Source organism: Nocardioides panzhihuensis, assembly GCF_013408335.1.
GTDB classification, from domain to species: Bacteria; Actinomycetota; Actinomycetes; order Propionibacteriales; family Nocardioidaceae; genus Nocardioides; species Nocardioides panzhihuensis.
Genome location: NZ_JACBZR010000001.1, coordinates 4003472 through 4023128, shown reverse-complemented (window position 1 = coordinate 4023128; position 19657 = coordinate 4003472). Strand labels below are relative to the sequence as shown.

At 68.8% G+C, this 19657-nt stretch carries 22 protein-coding genes; 13 read left to right on the top strand and 9 right to left on the bottom strand.

Annotation, left to right across the window (positions count from 1 at the left end; all coding sequences use genetic code 11):
- Positions 1-153: 153 nt before the first annotated feature.
- The gene (locus BJ988_RS19055) at positions 154-1983 is read right to left on the bottom strand and encodes a hypothetical protein (RefSeq protein WP_179659511.1); all 1830 of its coding nucleotides are present in this window, start codon (positions 1981-1983) and stop codon (positions 154-156) included.
- A 36-nt stretch (positions 1984-2019) separates the two neighbouring features.
- Between BJ988_RS19055 and nudC the strand changes: the two genes are divergently transcribed.
- Entirely contained in the window at positions 2020-2931 is a 912-nt protein-coding gene (gene nudC / locus BJ988_RS19050; protein ID WP_179659510.1) for an NAD(+) diphosphatase, read from the top strand.
- A gap of 15 nt (positions 2932-2946) precedes the next feature.
- On the opposite strand, the gene BJ988_RS19045 is transcribed toward nudC, so the two are convergent.
- Positions 2947-3192 (bottom strand): mycoredoxin, encoded by a 246-nt coding sequence (locus tag BJ988_RS19045; RefSeq protein ID WP_179659509.1) that lies wholly within the window; start codon positions 3190-3192, stop codon positions 2947-2949.
- Between the two features lie 116 nt (positions 3193-3308).
- On the opposite strand from BJ988_RS19045, the gene BJ988_RS19040 reads away from it, so the two are divergent.
- The 4 genes from BJ988_RS19040 to BJ988_RS19025 all read left to right on the top strand — a co-directional run bounded on the left by BJ988_RS19040 (position 3309) and on the right by BJ988_RS19025 (position 6436).
- The gene (locus BJ988_RS19040; RefSeq protein WP_179659508.1) at positions 3309-5378 is read left to right on the top strand and encodes an ATP-dependent DNA helicase UvrD2; all 2070 of its coding nucleotides are present in this window, start codon (positions 3309-3311) and stop codon (positions 5376-5378) included.
- Between the two features lie 138 nt (positions 5379-5516).
- Positions 5517-5729 (top strand): hypothetical protein, encoded by a 213-nt coding sequence (locus BJ988_RS19035; protein WP_179659507.1) that lies wholly within the window; start codon positions 5517-5519, stop codon positions 5727-5729.
- A 104-nt stretch (positions 5730-5833) separates the two neighbouring features.
- Complete coding sequence (locus tag BJ988_RS19030) at positions 5834-6133, top strand: WhiB family transcriptional regulator (RefSeq protein WP_141802912.1); 300 nt, start codon at positions 5834-5836, stop codon at positions 6131-6133.
- Positions 6134-6271: 138 nt separating this feature from the next.
- The gene (locus BJ988_RS19025) at positions 6272-6436 is read left to right on the top strand and encodes a hypothetical protein (protein WP_229788002.1); all 165 of its coding nucleotides are present in this window, start codon (positions 6272-6274) and stop codon (positions 6434-6436) included.
- A gap of 110 nt (positions 6437-6546) precedes the next feature.
- Here the strand turns inward: BJ988_RS19025 and BJ988_RS19020 are convergent, their stop codons facing one another.
- A complete protein-coding gene (locus BJ988_RS19020) occupies positions 6547-8190 on the bottom strand; it encodes a GMC oxidoreductase (protein ID WP_179659506.1) in 1644 nt (547 codons plus the stop codon).
- A 103-nt stretch (positions 8191-8293) separates the two neighbouring features.
- Here BJ988_RS19020 and BJ988_RS19015 point away from each other — a divergent pair, with 103 nt between their 5' ends.
- The 3 genes from BJ988_RS19015 to BJ988_RS19005 all read left to right on the top strand — a co-directional run bounded on the left by BJ988_RS19015 (position 8294) and on the right by BJ988_RS19005 (position 10117).
- The gene (locus tag BJ988_RS19015; RefSeq protein WP_179659505.1) at positions 8294-9394 is read left to right on the top strand and encodes an NAD(P)H-dependent amine dehydrogenase family protein; all 1101 of its coding nucleotides are present in this window, start codon (positions 8294-8296) and stop codon (positions 9392-9394) included.
- Complete coding sequence (locus BJ988_RS19010; RefSeq protein ID WP_179659504.1) at positions 9391-9873, top strand: carboxymuconolactone decarboxylase family protein; 483 nt, start codon at positions 9391-9393, stop codon at positions 9871-9873. The genes BJ988_RS19015 and BJ988_RS19010 overlap by 4 nt, the downstream gene beginning before the upstream one ends.
- 79 nt (positions 9874-9952) lie before the next feature.
- On the top strand, positions 9953-10117 hold the full coding sequence (locus BJ988_RS19005; protein ID WP_179659503.1) for a hypothetical protein: 165 nt from the start codon (positions 9953-9955) through the stop codon (positions 10115-10117).
- A gap of 19 nt (positions 10118-10136) precedes the next feature.
- Here the strand turns inward: BJ988_RS19005 and argS are convergent, their stop codons facing one another.
- From argS to BJ988_RS18990, 3 genes are all read right to left on the bottom strand, one after another.
- Positions 10137-11867, bottom strand: coding sequence for an arginine--tRNA ligase (gene argS, locus BJ988_RS19000; RefSeq protein WP_179659502.1), 1731 nt, complete (start codon positions 11865-11867; stop codon positions 10137-10139).
- 123 nt (positions 11868-11990) lie between these two features.
- Positions 11991-12761, bottom strand: a complete 771-nt coding sequence (locus BJ988_RS18995; protein ID WP_179659501.1) for a hypothetical protein — start codon at positions 12759-12761, stop codon at positions 11991-11993.
- 205 nt (positions 12762-12966) lie between these two features.
- Positions 12967-13125: a DUF5679 domain-containing protein gene (locus tag BJ988_RS18990; RefSeq protein WP_091051197.1), complete on the bottom strand. Its 159-nt coding sequence runs from the start codon at positions 13123-13125 to the stop codon at positions 12967-12969.
- 593 nt (positions 13126-13718) lie between these two features.
- Here BJ988_RS18990 and BJ988_RS18985 point away from each other — a divergent pair.
- Together BJ988_RS18985 and BJ988_RS18980 are read left to right on the top strand one after the other, a co-directional pair.
- Positions 13719-14744: a PHP domain-containing protein gene (locus BJ988_RS18985; RefSeq protein ID WP_179659500.1), complete on the top strand. Its 1026-nt coding sequence runs from the start codon at positions 13719-13721 to the stop codon at positions 14742-14744.
- Positions 14745-14755: 11 nt separating this feature from the next.
- Positions 14756-15307, top strand: coding sequence for a M48 metallopeptidase family protein (locus tag BJ988_RS18980; RefSeq protein ID WP_179659499.1), 552 nt, complete (start codon positions 14756-14758; stop codon positions 15305-15307).
- Between the two features lie 43 nt (positions 15308-15350).
- Here BJ988_RS18980 and BJ988_RS18975 read toward each other — a convergent pair whose 3' ends face one another.
- Entirely contained in the window at positions 15351-15932 is a 582-nt protein-coding gene (locus BJ988_RS18975; RefSeq protein ID WP_179659498.1) for a dihydrofolate reductase family protein, read from the bottom strand.
- 74 nt (positions 15933-16006) lie between these two features.
- On the opposite strand from BJ988_RS18975, the gene BJ988_RS18970 reads away from it, so the two are divergent.
- The gene (locus tag BJ988_RS18970) at positions 16007-16819 is read left to right on the top strand and encodes a helix-turn-helix domain-containing protein (RefSeq protein ID WP_218860975.1); all 813 of its coding nucleotides are present in this window, start codon (positions 16007-16009) and stop codon (positions 16817-16819) included.
- Here BJ988_RS18970 and BJ988_RS18965 read toward each other — a convergent pair.
- Positions 16816-17355 (bottom strand): NUDIX hydrolase, encoded by a 540-nt coding sequence (locus BJ988_RS18965; RefSeq protein ID WP_343051684.1) that lies wholly within the window; start codon positions 17353-17355, stop codon positions 16816-16818. The two genes, BJ988_RS18970 and BJ988_RS18965, sit on opposite strands and share 4 nt — an antisense overlap.
- Entirely contained in the window at positions 17352-18704 is a 1353-nt protein-coding gene (locus BJ988_RS18960) for a zinc-dependent metalloprotease (protein ID WP_179659496.1), read from the bottom strand. The genes BJ988_RS18965 and BJ988_RS18960 overlap by 4 nt, the downstream gene beginning before the upstream one ends.
- A gap of 57 nt (positions 18705-18761) precedes the next feature.
- On the opposite strand from BJ988_RS18960, the gene BJ988_RS18955 reads away from it, so the two are divergent.
- Together BJ988_RS18955 and BJ988_RS18950 are read left to right on the top strand one after the other, a co-directional pair.
- Complete coding sequence (locus BJ988_RS18955; RefSeq protein WP_179659495.1) at positions 18762-19199, top strand: molybdenum cofactor biosynthesis protein MoaE; 438 nt, start codon at positions 18762-18764, stop codon at positions 19197-19199.
- Positions 19200-19399: 200 nt separating this feature from the next.
- A complete protein-coding gene (locus BJ988_RS18950; RefSeq protein WP_179659494.1) occupies positions 19400-19636 on the top strand; it encodes a hypothetical protein in 237 nt (78 codons plus the stop codon).
- The last annotated feature ends 21 nt before the right edge of the window (positions 19637-19657 follow it).

The window sequence follows — 19657 nt, the reverse complement described above, 5'->3', positions numbered from 1 at the left end:
GCCCAGAAGAGTGCGCCTTCTGTCAGCGGGTTCTTTGGGGTCGCGACATAACGGCTACCTGGCGTAGGTGATCTTCCCGCGGCCCCATCACCCCGAAAAACCAGCCCCCAACCAATGCCAGGCCGATCCACGCAACAGAGTCAGGAAGCCGAACTACTCAACCGTCCGAGCAACAGCAGGAAGCTCGCCTGACACGCGCAACGAGTCGAGCAGATCCCCCGGCATGATCCAGACAGTGGCCAGCGGGAAGGGACGCTCACGCAGCATCACCGCCCCGGTGACGAACGCCGGCTCGCCGGACGGGCAGGAGAAGACGATGTCGTCACCCCACTCCCACTCCCTCTCGACGACGGTGGGAAGCATCCACCACATCAGCCAGTTGCGCTCGGAGTTCATCGAAGGAGGCCTGCGGGGGCAGTTGTCGTCGTAGGAGACGACCGCGTCGGGATGCTCGGCGAGGATCGAGCGGAGGTCGTCGATGACCGGGGTGGCGTGATCGAAGCGGTCGTGGAACTCGTCGGAGGCCACATCGGCGACGGCGGAGGCGGTGGTGCCGAGCACCAGGATGAGCGCGGTCACGACCACCGAGCGCGCCCGGTCGCCCGTACAGGAGCTCAGCCGTGGGCTCAGGCGAGAGAGGGCCGCAAGGAGCGTCCAGATCGCCAGCGGCACCAAGGCACACAGCGTCGCGATCAGCCAGAAGCGGTTGTCGTTGGTGAACGACGGGATCGGGCCGGGCTGCGGGAACTGGCCGTCCGGAAGCGCCCACCAGAACGGGATCGCACCCGGGATGTGGGCCGGTGTGGTGTAGGCCCAGGTGGGAGCGTCGGGGGCGACGACGAGGATGGTCACCATCGAGATCCCGGCGGCGATCACCCACGTCCAGACGAGCACCACCCGGGAGCGGACGGCCTGGATCGCCGCGCACACCCCGGCCAGCACGAGAACCGCGAAGACCGGGTCGATGTAGCGGCCGTAGATCCAGTAGTCGAAACGCCGCCACTCCATGGTGAACAGCGAGTACTCGGTGCCCCAGTTCAGGCAGCTGAGGACGTACATCGACCCAGCTGCGATCAGCACGAACCCGGCCGGGCCGACCTGCCGTGAACGGAGCTCCTTCCAGAACATCGCGGTCACCACCACCAGACCGATGATCACGACGCCGAGGCTGCCGACCATCTGCGTCCAGGCCTCGCCGGCGAAGGTGTTGACCCAGAACCGAGGGCTGGCCTCCAGGACCTTGTCGACGAAGCCTTGTGCCTGGATGAACTTCCACGGCACGAGCTGCGCGTGGAACCAGAGCGCGGCCTTGTTGGCGACCACGGCGAGCAGGCCCGTGGCGACGAGCCCGACGAGGGCGATCAGGGCGACCTGTCGCTTGCGCACCAGGAGGCTGTGGACGAGAAGGCAGATCAACCACAGCGCGATCGCGGCGACGAAGACCTGCATCCGGGCGTGGGAGAAGAGCGAGAGACCGGCGAGCAGACTGAGCAGGAGTACGCCGCGGTAGGTGGGCTTCGCGTGGAGCCGGAACGCGACCAGGGTCGCCACGACGACGAGCAGCGTGATCAGCCGCTCGGAGAGGATGTAGTCGGCCTGGATCGCTCGCGGCGGCAAGGCCATCACGGTGGCGGCGGCGACCACGCCCTGCGCCGGTGTGACCCCACTGAGCCGCACCGCGACCCGGGCGAGCGGCCAGATGGTCAGCATGCTGATCACCAGGCCGACGACGATCGCCATCTTGTAGAACGTGAACACGTTCGAGGTGACCAGCCACAGCGGTGCCAGCAGGACGCCCCAGCCGGGGTAGTAGCCGGGGGTGTTCAGCTGCGGTGAGTCGAGCCCGAGGACGGTCCGTCCATGGATGACCGTGCCGATCTCGTCGTACATGAACGAGAGGCTGGAGTCCCAGGCGACGTAGACATTGACCGCCAGTGCGACCACGACGGAGACGACAGCGGCGATGCGCCAGAACCGATCCACGCGCGGAACATATACCCACCTCATAGGCTCTGTCGGGTGGACTCCCCGAAGCTGCCCATCCATCTGCGAATCACCCAGGACCCTCACGACCGCTCCGGCCATCTGCGCGCCGACGACGGCTGGGTCGAGAAGGCCTGGGCCGAGCAGACCACGAGAGTCCTCGTGGTCGCCGGCAACAGGGTCGAGCCGGCGGACGGGGCGCGAGTGCGGTGGCGTACGCCGGCTACTTCTCCGGACGGGATCCGGGTGCTCCTCGGCGACACCCCCGAAGGTGCCCGGTTCGCGGTGCTCACCGGTCGTGAGGAGGCCGGCGAGACTTGGCGGGACCTGCGGGGGCTCTTCCCAGCGATGCTCGCCGACACGACCGAGGCGAGCTTCCTGATGCACGCGATCGGCCTGGCCGAGTGGCACCGGGCGACCCGGTTCTGCGCGCGCTGTGGTGGGAGCCTTGAGCCGCGCGCGGCCGGTCACGAGCTGGCCTGCGCCGAGGGACACCTGATCTTTCCGCGCACCGACCCGGCGGTGATCATGCTGGTGACGACCGGCGAGCCCGGGTCGGACGGGGAGCGTTGCCTGCTCGGCAACCACACCCGCTGGCCTGCGCCCAACTTCTCCACGCTCGCCGGCTTCGTGGAGCCGGGGGAGTCGCTCGAGGATGCGGTCCGTCGCGAGGTCGCCGAGGAGGTCGGCGTACGCGTCGGGCAGGTCGACTACTTCGGCAACCAGCCCTGGCCGCTGCCGGCCAGCCTGATGCTCGGCTTCTTCGGGCGGGCGGAGTCGACCGACATCATGGTCGACCAGGATGAGATCCGGGAGGCGCGCTGGTTCACCCGCGCGGAGCTCGCCGCCGTCGCCGAGAGCGGCGAGATCAAGCTGCCCAGCGGCATCTCGATCAGCCGGTCGCTGGTCGAGGCGTGGTACGGCGGCGAGCTGCCCGGATCATGGTGATCGAGACCCGAAGGATCAGGCCAGCTCGGCGAGCTTCGCCTTGATCTGAGCGATCGACGGGTTGGTCATCGCGGTGCCGTCGGAGTAGACGAGGGTGGGGACGGTCTGGTTGCCGCCGTTGACCTTCTCGACGATCTGGGCGGCCTCGGGGACCTGCTCGATGTCCACCTCGTCGAAGGTGATGTCCTCGCGGCCGAGCTGCCCCTTGAGCCGCTGGCAGTATCCGCACCAGGGGGTGGTGTACATCGTGAAGCTGCTCATGGCTCTCCTCATCAAACGGGTCCTCATCGGTCTGTCGGTGCCGACCCATAGTGTTGGCAACAAGCCCCAACGTTCCCATGCCCAGGAGCCATTCCCAATTGAACCCTGTCGCTCCCATGAACCCTGTCGCTCCCACGACCCCCGAGTCCCTCCTCGCCGCGCTCGACCCCGAGCAACGCCAGGTGGCCGAGTCGCTACGGGGTCCGGTCCGGGTGCTGGCGGGTGCGGGGACCGGAAAGACCAGGGCGATCACCCACCGGATCGCCTACGGCGTCGCGACCGGGCTCTACGCGCCCCAGGAGGTCCTCGCGGTCACCTTCACCACCCGAGCCGCAGGGGAGATGCGGCAGCGACTGCGCGCGATGGGTGCCGGTGCGGTCCAGGCGCGCACCTTCCACTCCGCCGCCCTGCGCCAGCTGCGGTTCTTCTGGCCCAAGGTCTACGGCACCGAGCTGCCCAACCTGACCGAGTCGAAGATCCCGCTCATCCGAGCCGCCGCCCAGCGCCAGCGGATCAACGTCGACCAGGCCCAGGCGCGTGACCTGGCCTCGGAGATCGAGTGGTCGAAGGTGTCCAACGTCCACCCCGACGACTACCCGAAGTCCGCCGAGACGAGAGGCCGAGAGGTCGGCGGGCTGACCCCGTCGATGGTGGGGCACATCTACGCGGCGTACGAGGACGTGAAACGCACCCAGGCACGCATGGACATGGAGGACGTGCTGCTCTTGACCGCCGGACTCCTCGAGCACGACGAGCGGGTCGCCGCGCAGGTCAGGCGGCAGTACAAGTGGTTCACCGTCGACGAGTTCCAGGACGTCTCGCCGCTGCAGTCGGCGCTGCTCGACCTCTGGCTGGGTGGGCGCAACGAGATCTGTGTCGTCGGCGACCCGGCTCAGACGATCTACACCTTCGCCGGCGCCGACGCCGCCTACCTGCGTGACTTCCCGAAGAAGCACACCGGCACCACGTCGGTCGAGCTGGTCCGCAACTACCGCTCCTCCCCGCAGGTGGTGAAGGCCGCCAACAAGATCCTGGAGGGTACGCCGAGCGCCGGTGTCCAGCTGCAGGCCCAGCGCGACGCTGGGCCTGCCGTGGAGCACCTCGAGCAGCCCGACGAGGTGGCTGAGGCCGAGGGCGTCGCCGCCGAGATCCTGCGCCTGCACCAGGCCGGCAGGCCCTACCACGAGATGGCGATCCTGTTCCGGATCAACGCCCAGTCGGAGGCCTACGAGGACGCTCTCACCGCGCGCCGGATCCCCTATGTCCTTCGTGGCGCCGCGAGGTTCTTCGACCGGCCCGAGGTCCGCGAGGCGGTGACCCGCATCCGGGGTGCGGCGCGGAGCGGCCAGGGAGCCGTCTTCGGTGACGAGCTGCTGGAGTCGGTCCACGGCATCCTGGCCGGGATGGGCTGGACCTCTGAGCCGCCCGAGGGCCGCGGACAGACCCGCGACCGCTGGGAGTCCTGGCAGGCGCTGATCGACCAGGCGCGCACCTTCGCCGCGTCCGGCGGTGACATGGCCGGTCTCGTCGCCGAGCTCGACCGCAGGGCGGCCGAGCAGCACGCGCCGGTGCCGTCGGGAGTGACCCTGGCGACCTTCCACGCGGCCAAGGGGCTGGAGTGGGACTCGGTGTTCCTGGTCGGTCTCCAGGACGGCACGATGCCGTTCATCCTCCGCGGCGAGGAGCCGACCCCGGCCGAGATCGAGGAGGAGCGCCGGCTGCTCTACGTCGGGCTCACCCGGGCCCGGGTCGACCTGACCCTCTCCTGGGCGCTGGCCCGTCAGCCGGGCCAGGCAGCGCGACGTAGGCCGTCGCGGTTCCTCGACCCGCTGCGTCCGGCGCGGGCGACAGCACCCGCGCGGCGCCCCGGGTCCGGCAAGGCGCGGATGTGCAAGTCCTGCGGCGGACCGCTCGGCTCAGCGGCCGAGAAGCGGATGGGCCGCCACGAGGGCTGCGACGCGCCCTACGACGAGGAGCTCTACGGGCGGCTGAAGCAGTGGCGCAAGGAGACCGCCGAGGCGGCCCGCAAGCCGGCGTTCGTGATCTTCACCGACGCCACCTTGGAGCAGATCGCCGAGCGGAAGCCGGGCACGCTCCAGGATCTGCAGCGCATCGCCGGCATCGGCCGCAGCAAGGTGGAGACGTACGGCTCGGAAGTTCTTGATGTGATCGCCGCGAACAGCTGAAAAGGCTCCACGAAAATTGCTCGAAATCAACCGGTTTAATCGTTTGCGGCCGACCTGTCCGGCCGGTTACTGTTCTTTCATCAAGTAAAGCCGCGCGCCGTTGAGGCGCGCCCGACAGCCCCGAAGGAGGTGGCCCCAATGAAGATCGCAATCAACACGGCTGGGATCCAGACGCCGATCAATGGCATCGCCATGTCCGCGTGCGGCCACCCCGAGCTGTCCACCCCGGCTGCTGGTGCCTTTGCGGGCGCTGGCTACGGCATGCGCTTCGAGGGACTCGTGTCCCCGCAGGCGGATGCCATCAAGGTCAAGTCCCACGGGATTCGAGCCTGGAGCTGTCCGACTACGTAGAACGACGTAGTCACAGCAGCCTCCAGGCCGCGGAACCCGAAACCCGGGATCCGCGGCCTTTCTGTTTCTCAAAACCCGCGATCAGTCACAAAGGAGGTGTACATATGACCAGCATTCTCGAGCCCGAGGTCACCCTCGGCGTTCTCCACGACCGCGCCAACCGCTACGACGAGGACCAGCTGCCCTGCCGGGTCAACAACCCGGAGCTGTGGTTCGCCGAGTCTCCTGCCGACGTCGAGTTCGCCAAGGCACTCTGCGCGACCTGCCCCGTGCAGCCGCTCTGCCTCGCCAGCGCCCTCGACCGGCGTGAGCCTTGGGGCGTCTGGGGTGGCCAGCTGCTCCTGCAGGGGAAGGTGATCCCCCGCAAGCGGCCCCGTGGCCGGCCCCGCAAGGACGCCGCCTGAGCAGACGACGAACAACGCAAGCCGTTCAACGACGAAAGGCAACACCATGAACATGATCGAACCGACTACGGGCCTCGGAGCCCGCTGACCGCCAGGAGACCGACAGACATGAACACCAACCGAGTACGGAGCACTCAGATGAACTTGCTTTACGAAGACCTGGCGCGCGCGCAAATGTCCGCGCGCCTGGGAGAGGCGCGTGAACTGCGGCGAGGACATGCCCTCGTCAAGGCCGCTCGCCTGGGCCGAAAGGCCGAGCGAGCCGCCGTCCAGGCGAAGCTGGCACTTGCCCGCGCGCTGTAAGTCCCCGACGGGACACCGGACCTCACCCCTCTGATCGCGGGTGTGGAAGATGACCGGCCAGTCCGAGAAACCCTCGGACTGGCCGGTCCAGACATTTTGCCTCGGCTCGCTCAGAGGTCGGCGGCGATGATCCTCTCGATGTTGCGCTCGGCGAGGGCGGTGATCGTCACGAACGGGTTGACGCTCGTGTTGCCCGGGATGAGCGCGCCGTCGATGACGTAGAGACCGTCGTAACCGTGCAGCCGGCCGTAGTTGTCGGTCGCCTTGTTCAAGATGGCGCCGCCCAGCGGGTGATAGGTCAGGTGGTCGCCCCAGATCTTGTTGGTGCCGAACAGGTCGGTGCGGTAGATCGTCCCTTCCTTTCTGTTGATCTTGTCGAAGATCGTCTTTGCCATCGTGATGGAGTCCTGCTTCCAGGACGTCTGCCACGACAGGTCGACGTTGCCGCTGGCCGAGTTGTAGGTGAACGCCGCCCGGCGCGGGCTCTTGGTGATCGCGAGATAGAAGGACGCGAACGTCTCGAGCCCTGCAGGCAGGGGAGCGACCTCCGCGAAGGCACCGCCGGCGTCCCAGTTGTCGATGCCCGAGCACGGGATCGTGGACTGTACGTCGCCGGTGGCGTCCCACATGTGGTTGGCGCGTCCGACCATGATGTTGCCGTTGTCGCCCCACCCCTGGCCGACCTCGCCGTTCAGCGCGGGCAGCGCGCCGGTCGACTTCATCTTCACCAGCAGCTTGCTGGTGCCGACGCTGCCGGCCGCGAAGAAGATCTTGCCGGCGTTGACGGTCTTCGTGGCCACGACGTCGCCGGCCGTGTTGATCTGCTCGAGGACGACGTCGTAGCCACCGGCCGCGGTCGGCCTGACCGAGGTGGCCCGGTGCAGCGCGGAGATCGTGACCCGCCCGGTGGCGGTGGCCTGCGCGAGGTAGGTCTTCGGCAGGGTCTTCTTGCCGTGGTTGTTCCCGTAGAGGATCTCCTGACCGAGGGCCGACTTCGGGACGCTTCCGTTGTCCTCGGCCTTCATGTAGTCCCAGTCGTAGACGGCCGGGACGAACGTCCAGTCGAAGCCCGAGCGCTCGGCGTGCTTACGCCCCACCCGTGAGTACTGGTAGTACGACGTCCGTTCGAACCAGGCGGGATCGATCGTGCTGACGCCGAGGGCGGAGTTGGCGCGAGGGTAGTAGGTGCCGTACATCTCCTCAGCGCTCACCGAGGGCAGGATGTCGGCGAAGTTCTGGCGCTTCGGTGTGACCGCCATGCCCCCGTTGACGAGCGAGCCGCCGCCGACGCCGCGTCCCTGGTAGACGGAGATCCCGGCGAAGTCCTCGGCGTCCAGGATGCCGGCGTACTTCGGAACCGCCTTGTCGATGGGGAACCCCAGGAAGTTGCTGAGCGGCTGTTTGGTTCGGGTACGCATCCAGAAGGAGCGGTAGTCCGGGCTGGAGACCTTCGGGTGGATCTTGCCGTCCGGCCCCGGTGGGACCGTGGACCAGTCCTGGCCCATCTCGACCATGTGGACGTCGATGCCCGCCTGGGCCAGTCGTAGGGCCGCGACGGAGCCGCCGTACCCGGTGCCGATGACCAGCACCGGGACCCGTGCGCCGTTGCCGATCGACGACGTCGAGGCTGCCCATGCCGGGCCGGTTCCGAATGCTCCTCCCAGCATCCCGGCCCCTGCCAGCGAGCCTGCACCGAGCACGAATCCTCGGCGTGACAGACCTCGCGGCCTGTCCTCTCTTGGTGTGTTGCTCATGATGACCTCCCTTTTCCATCACTGATTGCTAGAACATGTTCTAGTATGCCGGTGGGGGTGTCAGGGGTTTCGCAACATTCACGCAGACCGACAAGGAGCTCGCATGGTCACCGCATGCGTTTGGGGCACAGGAAATATCGGTCGACTCGCCATCCGGGCGATCGACGCACACCCAGGTCTCGAGCTGACGAGCGTCCTCGTCCACGACCCTGGGAAGGTCGGCCGTGATGCGGGTGATCTCGGGGAGCTCGGCCGTGACCTCGGTGTCGCCGCGACCGACGACATCGACTCGGTGCTCGCGTCCCGTCCGCAGGCGGTGGTGTACGCCGCATCCGGCGACATCCGTCCTGACGAGGCGCTCGCCGACATCGTACGAGCGCTCGGGACCGGCGCGGTGGTCGTCACCCCGGCCCTCTACGCGCTCTACGACCAGCGCAACGCGCCGCCGGAGATGCGCGAGCCGGTGCTGGCCGCGATCGCCGAGGGCGGCGGGTCCCTCTTCGTCTCGGGCGTCGACCCGGGGTGGGCGAACGACGTGCTGCCGCTGCTCGTCAGCGGCCTGGGCAGCACCGTGGACGTCGTCCGGTGCCAGGAGATCTTCGACTACTCCACCTACGACCAGCCCGACTCGGTCCGCTACCTCGTGGGCATGGGCCAGCCGATGGACTACGACGCCCCGATGCTCGCCGCGACGGTGCCGACCATGGTGTGGGGCGGCCAGGTCCGGCTGCTAGCCAGGGCGCTCGAGGTCGAGCTCGACGAGGTCCGAGAGACCGTCGAGCGACTCCCGCTGGACGAGACCGTGACCACCGCGTCGATGGGAGACTTCGAGAAGGGCACTCAGGGCGCGGTGCGCTTCGAGGTCCAGGGCATCATCGACGGCGAGCCGCTCATCGTCGTCGAGCACGTCACCCGCATCCACCCCTCCTGTGCTCCGCACTGGCCCACGCCGCCCGACGGCGACGGCGCCCACCGCGTGATCATCGAGGGCGACCCTCGGATCGAGGTGACGGTCGAGGCGACCGACAAGACCGGAAACAGGGCGGCGGGCGGGAACGCCACCGCGGTCGGCCGGCTCGTCGGCGCGATCGAGTGGCTCATCGACGCAGACCCCGGTCTCTACGACGCGCTGGACGTGCCGCTGCGTCCGGCGGCAGGCAGGCTCGGTGCGGCCAAGACCGCCCAGGAAGGTGTGACCGCATGATCATCGACGTCCCCGACGGACGGGACCCGATCGAGTACGTCTGGGGCGAGATGGTCCCCGGCATCGGCTCGGCCGCCGCCGGCCTCTCGCTCGCGGTCTACGAGCACACCACGCTCGGGCTTCGCGAGTTCGAAGCCGCCCGGCTGCGGATCGCGCAGATCAACGGATGTGTCTTCTGCCTCGACTGGCGCACCGAACGAGACGGCGAGACGGTCGAGGAGTCGTTCGCCGAGGCGGTCGAGGAGTGGCGTACGACGGGCGCCTTCGACGACCGCACCCGGCTCGCGGCCGAGTTCGCGGAGCGCTACGCGAACGATCACCACGGCATCGACCAGGCCTTCTGGGACCGGATGTCGGCCCACTACACCGACGCCGAGATCGTCGAGCTGAGCATGTGCCTGGGGTCGTGGCTGGCGTTCGGTCGGCTCAACCACGTCCTGGGCCTCGACACCGCTTGCGTCCTGCCGTCCCACAGGTAACCCGGCTCTGACATCCAGGAGACGCAGAATTTCGGTGTTGTGTCCGTCGAACCGCAGGATCTCGACCTATCGTTGAGCCATGAAGACCTGCGATTTCTGCGGATGCTACGAGGCCGACCCCAACCGCCTCCTGGCATGGACCACCGCGGTCGAGCGTGGGCGTGCGAAGTCGTTCTGCGAGGCCTGCTCGCGTCGTCACGTGCGCTCCATGGAAGCCAAGCTCGACTCCGACTGGTGGGCCTAGGCCCACCGGTCGGAGCCGCTCACATCCGCCTCGGCGCCTCGATCCCGAGGAGCCTGAGTCCCTCTGACAGCACCTGCCGGGTCGCCTCGCACAACCCGAGCCGGGTCTGCCTGACCTCGCCCTCCGCCTTCAGCACCGGGCAGCTCTCGTAGAACGCCGTGAACGCGGTCGACAGGCCATAGAGGTACGCAGTCAGGTGATGCGGCTCCAAGGTGTCGGCGACCTTGGCGACCACCGGCGCGAAACCGCCCAGCTCCAGCGCTAGCCGCTGCTCGGCCGGGTGGTGCGGGGTGCCGGCGGCGTACGTCTGCTGCGGTGCCTGCCCGAGGATGCTGCACACCCGGGCGTGGGCGTACTGCAGATACGGGCCGGTCTCACCGGTGGTGGCCGACATCCTGGCGAGGTCGAAGACGTAGTCGCGGGCGAGATGGTTGGAGAGGTCGGCGTACTTCACTGCGGCGTTGGCCACCATGCGTACGACATCGGGGCCGGCATAGCTGGCCGCGGCGGCCTCCTCGGCGGCGTCCAGCAGCGCGGTCAGGGTCACCGTCTCGCCCGAGCGGGTCTTGAAGGGCCGACCGTCGGGGCCCAGCACGGTCCCGAAGCCGATGTGCTGGACCTCTACCGAGTCGGGCAGCCAGCCGGCGGCGCGGGCGACGGCGAAGACCATCTCGAAGTGCTGGCTCTGCCGGTGGTCGACGACGTAGACGGCCCGGTCGACGGCCAGGTCGTCGACGCGGTGCCGGATCGTGGCGAGGTCGGTGGCCGCGTAGCCGAACCCGCCGTCGGCCTTCCGCACGATCAGCGGCAGCGGCGTGCCGTCGCGGCCGGTGAAGCCGTCGGGGTAGACGACCTGCGCGCCGGCCGACTCGGTCAACAGTCCCAACGCGTCGAGGTCGTCGACGACGCGGGGGAGCTGGGGGTTGTAGCGGCTCTCGCCGTCGAAGTCGTCGTCGGTCAGGAGCACGCCGAGCCGGCTGTAGACGGCGTCGAACTCCGTCATCGAGGCATCGACCAGCGCCTGCCACAGCGCGAGCGTCGCCGGTTGGCCGGACTGCAGCGCCACCACCCGCCGCCTGGCGGAGCCGGCGAAAGCCGGATCCTCGTCGAAGCGCGCCTTGGCCCGCTGGTAGAGCGCGAGCAGCTCGGCCATGTCCAGGCCGGCCACCGCCTCCGGGTCGCGGAGACCCTCACCGAGCAGCTCCTCGACCAGCATGCCGAACTGCGTCCCCCAGTCACCGAGGTGGTTCTGCCGGATGACCTCGTGGCCGGCACAGGTCAGCACCCGGGCCAGGGAGTCGCCGATGACCGTGGAACGTAGGTGACCGACGTGCATCTGCTTGGCGACGTTGGGGGAGGAGTAGTCCACGACGACCCGCTTCGGGCTCTCGGGAGCGGATACGCCCAGATGCGGGTCGGTGAGCAGGTCCCGGACGACCGCGCCGAGGACATCGGGGGACCAGGTGAGGTTGATGAATCCGGCGCCGGCCAGCTCGAGGGTGGCCAGCCCGCCCAGGCGATGTATCGAGCTTGTCGAGATGTCGACGGCGTCGATGAGGCGGGCGCCGATGTCCCGCGGCGGCAGGCCGAGCGGGCCGGCCAGTCGCAGCGGGAGGTTGGACTGGAGGTGGCCGAACTCGGGCCGGGTGGCCGGCCGCAGCTCGGGGTCGATGCCGGCGTAGGCGTCACCGAAGCAGGCGAGGACAGCGTCCTGCAGGTGTGCGGACAGGGCGAGAGTGTGCTCGTGCACGAGTGGTCCTAGGAGGTGAAGAGGGCAGGCTGACGCGAAGGCGGGGTCAGAGACCCGAGCCTCGTCGTCGCAGCGCGCTCTTCGTGACCATGTCCGCAAGGGTGCCGGAGGCCCGGCGTCCGGTCAAGCCGGTTCGCCGTCCTCCGTCCTCGCTGCGGCGATCAGGTCCCAGGCGCAGCCGCAGTAGGGATGCCGAAGCCACGGTCGGATCGTGGGCGCGTCGTCACGGGTGAGGACCACCGACGTCGACCACGAGGCCGGTGTGCGTCCGGCGAGGTAGGTGCGGGCGTCGCGTACGGCCCAGGAGAGCGCTAGGGACCGCAGCAGCGCATCGCTCGGCACCTCGATGCCGACGAGCTGGCTCACGACCACTGCACGCCTGTCGTCCTCTTCGGCGAGGGCTGCGTCGACGCACCGCAGGCATGCGGTGACACCGGGCACGACCAGCGGGCCCACCGACCAGGTGTCGGGGCCGCTCTCGACGACGAGGTGTGCCCGTCCGCCACGCACCATCTCGTCGGCGCGCTCGCGATCCAGCGGTCCCTCGGAGAGAAGCACGACGATGCCCGGGTCGCTCGGCGACGGCGCCGGTCCGAGCAGTGCCCGAGCCGCCGAGACCATCGCGGGCGGCCCGTCGAAGCCGACCCGTGGCGGCGGCTCCTCGCCGTCCGCGTCGGCCAGCAGACCGGCGTTTCCGAGCTGCTGCATCGCGTGCCGCCCCGGCAGGTGGTCAGGCTCGACGGCCCTTCCGGCGGCGAGGTCGGTCAGCAGGCGGCGTACCTCCACGCCGTCCTGCACGATCGCCCGCCGTGGCGGGTCGATGCCGATCTGGAGTCGGGAATCATCACGTCGTACGGCCACATACCCCGGCCGAATCCGGTAGCGCGTGCTCATACCGGGAGTCTCACATCGGCTCAGAATTCTTGCAGCGCCAATCCACAGAGCCTGTGGATAACCTGCCGAGACGTCACGTACGTCGGCCGAGTTGGCACTCGGGTGACGCTTCGGCCGACGGGAGTGACGCTTCGGCAAAACGTGGCAGCGGCGCCGCCGGACATGCCGGGGACGCCGCCGCGTGGGCTCAGGATGAACTGAGTGATCAGGCTTTGCCCAAGATGCGGTTCAGGTTGGTGCTGCAGACGGGGCAGACGGCCTTGGCCATCTTGGTGCCCTTGTCGTTCACCCGAATCTCACCGGTCGCCTCGCGCTTCTCCTTGCACTTCACGCAGTAGAACTCGCCGCTCCAGGTCTCCGCCATGACGGCCTCCTTGCCTCTATGTAACTGGTCGTCGCGACGGGGTGGTCAGGGAAGCCCGCCGGAGGCTCGCCGTGGCGAGCCTCTTCGACCCTACGACACGCGACGCTCGCGGCGGCAACACGGGCTATCGAGCGAGTCTCGGCGTGTTGGCGTGATACCGGGGGATTCGGGGCTTTCGAGGGAGCATCGAAGGCGCTCGCGACGGCATTGCAGAAGTGCGTCGCGGAGACCGAGTGGCGGAGATCGAGTCGCGGAGATCGGTCGCTCGGAAATGTGGAGGGACCCCCGGTGCCTGGATCGTCCTTCGCCTTCCCCTTGCGAAGGCCGTCCGGCGGCGCCGGGGGTCCCACTGACATCGAACCTAAAGAGGATGGCGGAGCACGTCAACGTCCCACTCCGCGAGCCTTGTGGACAAGATGTGGAGAACCCGGCTTTGCTTGGGGACATCCGGTGGATGAAACGTCCGTTCCTGTGAGTAACCATGGTGTGCGGGTGGAGAATGTTTGGTGGAATCAAGACCTTGACCTGCGAAAAGCATTCTCGACCGGCTGTGGAGGGGAAAATAGTTGGAGGAAGATTTGGTAGGCGAGGCGTTGTCCCCCGTCGCGGCCCTGCGTCGGATCGCGTTCCTGCTCGAGCGCGGCCGCGAGGACACCTACAAGGTGAAGGCCTTCCGCGCCGCGGCGGCAGCGATCCTTTCCCTCTCCGACGACGACATCCGCCGCCGGGCGGACGAAGGCACCCTGACCGAGCTGAGCGGTGTCGGGGCGAGCACGGCCAAGGTCATCGCCGAGGCGGCGCGCGGCGAGGTTCCGCAGCGGCTGCAGGACACCGAGGGGGCGCACGGCGGGCCGCTGACCACCGATGGCGCAGGGGACGGGCTGCGGAGCCGGATCCGGGGCGACCTGCACAGTCACTCAGACTGGTCCGACGGTGGGTCGCCGATCGAGGAGATGGCCTTCACCGCGATCGAGCTCGGCCATGACTACCTCGTGCTCACCGACCACAGCCCGCGCCTGACCATCGCGAACGGTCTCAGCGTCTCCCGCCTGGAGCGCCAGCTCGGCGTGGTCGACGCGGTCAACGACCATCTCGCCGGACACGGGTTCACCCTGCTGAAGGGGATCGAGGTCGACATCCTCGACGACGGCAGCCTCGACCAGACCGACGAGATGCTCGACAAGCTCGAGCTCCGGGTCGCGAGCGTCCACTCCAAGCTCAAGATGGAGAAGGAGCAGATGACCAGGCGCATGGTCACGGCGGTCTCCACGACCCGGATGAACGTGCTCGGCCACTGCACCGGCCGATTGGTCACCGGAAACCGCGGCACCCGGCCGGGTAGTCAGTTCGACGCGCGCAAGGTCTTCGAGGCGTGCGCCGAGCACCAGGTCGCGGTCGAGATCAACTCGCGGCCCGAGCGGAGAGACCCGCCGACCAAGCTTCTCGAGCTCGCTCGCGACATCGGCTGCCTCTTCTCGATCGACTCGGACGCACACGCTCCGGGGCAGCTCGACTTCCTCGTCCTGGGCTGCGAACGAGCCGAAGCGGCGGGTATCGAAGAGGAACGGATCGTCAACACCTGGCCGCGTGACCGCCTGCTGGCCTGGGCGAACAGGTAGTTTCTGGTCCTATGGACGGCCCGGAGATCGAGGTGCGGCGCAGCAAGCGGCGTCGGCGTACGGTCTCTGCCTACCGTGACGGCGACCGCATCATCGTGATGATCCCGGCCGCGATGTCGCAGCGCGAGGAGTCCGAGTGGGTCGAGCAGATGGTCGCCCGGCTGGAGAAGGCCGAGCGGCGCCGCAAGCCCAGCGACGACGACCTGATGCGGCGCTCTGTCGCCCTGAGCGACCAGTACTTCGGCGGTCTGGCCAAGCCGGACTCCGTGCGCTGGGTCGACAACCAGAACAGCCGCTGGGGCTCCTGCACCCCGGGCGACCGCTCGATCCGGCTCAGCGACCGGCTGCGCGGCATGCCGGCCTGGGTCATCGACTACGTGCTCGTCCATGAGCTCGCCCACCTCTTCGAGGCCAAGCACAATGACGCCTTCTGGGCCTGGGTCGACCGCTACCCCCAGGCCGAGCGCGCCAAGGGCTACCTGGCCGGCTGGTCTGCGGCGGCCAGGCTCCCGGCCCCGCCAGGCTCCGAGGACGACGATGAGGACGACGACGAGATCGACTGAGTGACCGCGCAGGTAGCGGCCGCGTGTTGCGCCTGCGCGCTGTCTAGCTCACGGCGTACGTGAGCGCGACCGTGCCCAGGCTCGTCGACGTGACGTCCTGAAGGTGCAGCGAGCACGGCGACGGCAGCTCACCGAAGAGTCGCTTGCCGGTGCCGAGCAGCAACGGGTGCACGAACAGCCGCAGCTCGTCGACGAGCCCGGCGCTCATCAGCTGACGGACGAGGTCTCCGCTCCCGAGCGAGACGATGGTTCCGGACCCTTCGGCCTTGAGGCCGGCGACCGCCTCGATGACGTCTCCCTCGAGCACGCTTGCACCGCTCCAGGTCAGGTCGCCGAGAGTGCGGGTCGCGATGTACTTCGGAGTGGAGTTGAGACTGGCCGCCATCGGGTCCGTGTCGGGCTGGGTCGACCAGAAGGCCGCCATCTTCTCGTAGGTCCGCCGCCCCAGGACGTACGCCGAGGTCTGCGCTCCGACGTCGGGGGAGAGCACCTCCCCGACCGCCGCGCCGTACGGCATGCCCCAGCCGCCGTGCTCGAATCCGCCGTCCCGGTCCTCGTCGGGGGAGCCCAGCCCCTGCATCACTCCGTCGACGCTCAGGAACTCCACGATCGCAAGTCTTCGCATGGCGACAGTCTGCGCGTTTCTCGAATCGGCTGGCTTGAACGAAATCGACCGGCGATCATCGAGGTATGACGGGCGTGACCCGCGAGATCGTACGACTGCCGACCCACCCTGGTCTGCAGGGTCTGGTGGCGGGCATCGTCGGTTTCCGTGAGCGGTCGGCCGCGCCGCTCGAGCGGCGTCAGCCGGCGGGGACCCTGCTGCCGCTGATCGTCTCCTTCGGGGATCCGTTCGAGATAGTCGACGTCGCCGCGGGGGAGGGCGTCGGGACGTACGGGTCGTTCCTGTCGGGCTTCATGCCCGGGCCGGTCGCGACCCGGTCCGGGCGTAGCCACGCCTGCGTGCAGGTCTACCTGACGCCGATCGGCGTCTCCCGGCTGCTCGGTGTCCCGGGACGTGAGGTGGCCGGCCGGGTGGTGCCCGCCGCGGATCTGGTCCCGGAGCTCGGACCGTCCTTCGAGGAGCAGCTCGCGGAGGCAGTCACGTGGCGCGGAAGGTTCGACCTGGTCCAGTCGATCCTGCTGGCGCGAGCAGTCGGTCCGGTCGACCCGCTGGCGTCGTGGTTGTGGGAGCGGATCGCCGAGTCCGGAGGTCAGGTGCGCATCCGGGACCTGGTGGCAGAGACCGGATGGAGTCACCGCTATGTCACGACCTGCTTCCAACGCACCGTCGGGCTCACCCCGAAGGCGGCCGCGGGCGTCGTACGTTTCGAGCGCGCCGTAGCCGACCTCGGCCGGCTGACCGTGGCCGAGATCGCGGCCCGTCACGGCTATGCCGACCAGAGCCACCTGACCCGCGACGTCGTCCGGTACGCCGGTGAACCGCCCGCCGCGCTCGCCCTCACCCGTCGGCCGACCGCTCACACCGCACTCGGGAGAGCCCCGGGCTAGAGGCGAGCCTGGGCGAGCTTGGCCAGCTCGAGGAGGTCTTCGTCGGGGTCGGGAATGCTGTCGACGGGCCACCAACGCACGTCCAGCGACTCCTCGCTCACCTCCGGAGCCACACCCGCGGGGGCGACGGCCACGAAGCGTACGTCGAGGTGGTGGACGTCACCGGACGGAGCACAGAAGGGGACCGGGTGCTCGGAGAGCTGGACGATGCCAGGCAGTGGCTCCAGGTCTGGCACACCCGACTCCTCGCGCAGCTCGCGGGCAGCCGCGGCCCACAGCGTGGGGTCCCCCTGCTCGAGGTGACCACCGAACTGGAACCAGCGCCGGGCCTTGCGGTGGTGGGTCAGCAGGACCTGCGCGCCGTCCTGCGAGACCACCAGGCACGAGGCCGTCAGATGGTCGGGGACGCACGGCTTGAAGACACCCTCAGGGTTCGTCTCGAGGTGAGCGACATAGCGCTGCCGCAGAACCTCCTGCGAGTCGGACGGCGCTGCCCACGCTCGCAGCATCGCGAGCGCGTCGGCGTGCAGACTCACTCCTCCGAGTCTCCGCGAGTGTCGCTGTCGCCACCGAGCAGCTTCTTGAGCTCCTCGTCGAAGTCGATCGACTCGACGTCGGGAGCCTCGGCGCCCTCGCGGAAGCCGAGCGGGTCGTCCAGGTCGGCCGAGGTGGGCAGCAGCGCCGGGGACATCCAGACGCCGTCGCGGGCCTCGACGCCCTGCCGGGTGCGCAGCGAGCCCCACAGCGCGGCCGCGTCCCGCAGCCGCCGCGGTCGCAGCTCCAGGCCGACCAGGGTCGCGAAGGTCTGTTCGGCCGGACCGCCGGCAGCCCGGCGGCGGCGTACGGCCTCCTGCAGCTGGGCGGCAACCGGCATCTTGTCGGCGGTGGCCAGGGCGACGACCTCGTCGACCCAACCCTCGACGAGCGCCAGCACGATCTCGAGCCGCTCCAGCGCAGCCTTCTGCACCGGCGAGTCGGGCACCTCGAACATGCCTTCCTCGAACATGTTCTGCAGCTGCGTGGGGTCCTGCATCGCGGAGAGGTCGAGGCCGCGCATCTGCTCCTCGATCCGCTGCTGCATGGTCTCCATGTTGAGCTCTACGCCCTGCGCGTAGTCGGTGACGGCCGAGACGACATGGTCGCGCAGCCACGGCACTCCCGCGAAGAGCCGCTGATGGGCCGCCTCACGCAGGGCCAGGAAGAGCAGCACGTCGTCGGTGCTGACGCCCAGGCCCTCGGCGAAGGGCTCGACGTTGACCGGCAGCAGCGCGGCCTGACCGGACTCGGCGAGCGGGATGCCGATGTCGGAGACCGAGATGACCTCGCCAGCGAGATGGCCGAGGCCGGTGCCGGCCTGGTTCGCGTACAACGCGCCCATCGCCTTGCCGACGAACCCGATCATCGGACCCATCTGGGCCTTCATCTCCTCGGGGAGCTGCCCGCTCATCGCGCTCGCCGTGGAGGCCGCGACCGGCTCGATCAGCGGCTTCCACGCGTCCAGCGTGTTGACCAGCCACTCCGCCTTCGACCAGGCGGTGGCGGACTTCACACCGGCGGGGAAGGAGGTGGTCTCCTCCAGCCAGTGGTCGGCCAGCTGGATCGCGTCGGCGACCGCGTCCTTCTGTCGCTGAGAAGGCGTCGGGTCGGGTGTGGATGCGGCGACCTTGCGGGCAAGGTCCATCGCGACGTCCCAGTTCAGTGGGCCGTCATAGGGCTGTAGCAGCGACTGGATCTGACCGAAGATCTGGCTCAGGTCAGGCATGCCGCCGGGGCCGCCGCCGACTCCGCCGATCGGGAAACCACCGAAGAAAGCTTCAAAGGGCGTGCCCTTGAACGGGTTCTCCGGCTCCTCCGGCTCGTCGGGGCCACCTGGGGTCTGACTCATGTCTCCAGCCTACGCGGTTACGGAAGCCCACCGTCTGCAAGGACTAGTCTGTATCTCATGGCTGAACCTAAGAAGGGCGCCGTGAAGCTCCTCGACATCCGGGACACCCCGCTCGACGTCACCGAGGTGATGGACGCTCTCGACGACGACGCTTCCGGCGGGGTGACCCTCTTCGTCGGCCGCGTACGCGACCACGACGGCGGCAAGGGCGTGACCGGCCTCGACTATCAGGCCCACCCGACCGCCCTCGCGCGCTTGACGGAGGTCGCCGAGAAGGTGGCCGCCGACCACGGGGTCGCGGGCGTCGCCGCCGTCCACCGCACCGGTCACCTCGACATCGGTGACATCGCGGTCATCGTCGCCACCGCCTCCGGCCACCGCGGCGAGGCCTTCGCCGCGTCTCGCGACCTCATCGACACCCTCAAGGCCGAGGTCCCGATCTGGAAGCACCAGGTCTTCGCCGACGGCACGGACGAGTGGGTCGGCGCGCCCTGATGCGCGCTGTTGGCGACACCAAATACGATTAAGAGCATGTCCATGAACTCGGATCGCCGGCCAGGCGCCGCCCATCACGCGTCCTGGCGGCGTTGTCGTCGGTCGACGGCCAACCCCGGGCCGCCTCCCTCCTCCGCCTTGCCATGCCGCGCACTGGACAGCGCCTGGCTCGACGCCGAGTCCACGGGCAAGCTCTGATCGTGGACATCCTGCTCTGGCTCGTACCCTCTGCGGTCATCACCGTGCTGGCGATGGCCTGGGTCGCTTTCCTGGGACGTGAGGGGCGCGAGGAGGACCGGGAAGAGGTCGTACGCCGCCTCGGCATCGCGCTGGAGAAGACCAAGACCCGCGAGCGCTCGAAGAAGTACGCAGCGCCCCAGCCGCCGCCCGACAGGTCGACCGGGCTCGCGGTTCGTGTCAACCGCGATGCCTCCTAGGTTGCGGGGTCTGAACGAAGT

Coding starts and splice junctions, on each gene's coding strand:
- BJ988_RS19030 (WP_141802912.1), top strand. CDS start 5,834: ATGACCAGCATTCTCGAGCCCGAGGTCACCCTCGGCGTTCTCCACGAC.
- BJ988_RS18960 (WP_179659496.1), bottom strand. CDS start 18,704: ATGAGTCAGACCCCAGGTGGCCCCGACGAGCCGGAGGAGCCGGAGAAC.
- BJ988_RS18955 (WP_179659495.1), top strand. CDS start 18,762: ATGGCTGAACCTAAGAAGGGCGCCGTGAAGCTCCTCGACATCCGGGAC.
- BJ988_RS18990 (WP_091051197.1), bottom strand. CDS start 13,125: ATGGCGGAGACCTGGAGCGGCGAGTTCTACTGCGTGAAGTGCAAGGAG.
- BJ988_RS19005 (WP_179659503.1), top strand. CDS start 9,953: ATGAAGACCTGCGATTTCTGCGGATGCTACGAGGCCGACCCCAACCGC.
- BJ988_RS18995 (WP_179659501.1), bottom strand. CDS start 12,761: ATGAGCACGCGCTACCGGATTCGGCCGGGGTATGTGGCCGTACGACGT.
- BJ988_RS19020 (WP_179659506.1), bottom strand. CDS start 8,190: ATGAGCAACACACCAAGAGAGGACAGGCCGCGAGGTCTGTCACGCCGA.
- BJ988_RS19035 (WP_179659507.1), top strand. CDS start 5,517: ATGAAGATCGCAATCAACACGGCTGGGATCCAGACGCCGATCAATGGC.
- BJ988_RS19040 (WP_179659508.1), top strand. CDS start 3,309: ATGAACCCTGTCGCTCCCACGACCCCCGAGTCCCTCCTCGCCGCGCTC.
- BJ988_RS18980 (WP_179659499.1), top strand. CDS start 14,756: ATGGACGGCCCGGAGATCGAGGTGCGGCGCAGCAAGCGGCGTCGGCGT.
- BJ988_RS19025 (WP_229788002.1), top strand. CDS start 6,272: ATGAACTTGCTTTACGAAGACCTGGCGCGCGCGCAAATGTCCGCGCGC.
- BJ988_RS19010 (WP_179659504.1), top strand. CDS start 9,391: ATGATCATCGACGTCCCCGACGGACGGGACCCGATCGAGTACGTCTGG.
- BJ988_RS19015 (WP_179659505.1), top strand. CDS start 8,294: ATGGTCACCGCATGCGTTTGGGGCACAGGAAATATCGGTCGACTCGCC.
- BJ988_RS19045 (WP_179659509.1), bottom strand. CDS start 3,192: ATGAGCAGCTTCACGATGTACACCACCCCCTGGTGCGGATACTGCCAG.
- BJ988_RS18975 (WP_179659498.1), bottom strand. CDS start 15,932: ATGCGAAGACTTGCGATCGTGGAGTTCCTGAGCGTCGACGGAGTGATG.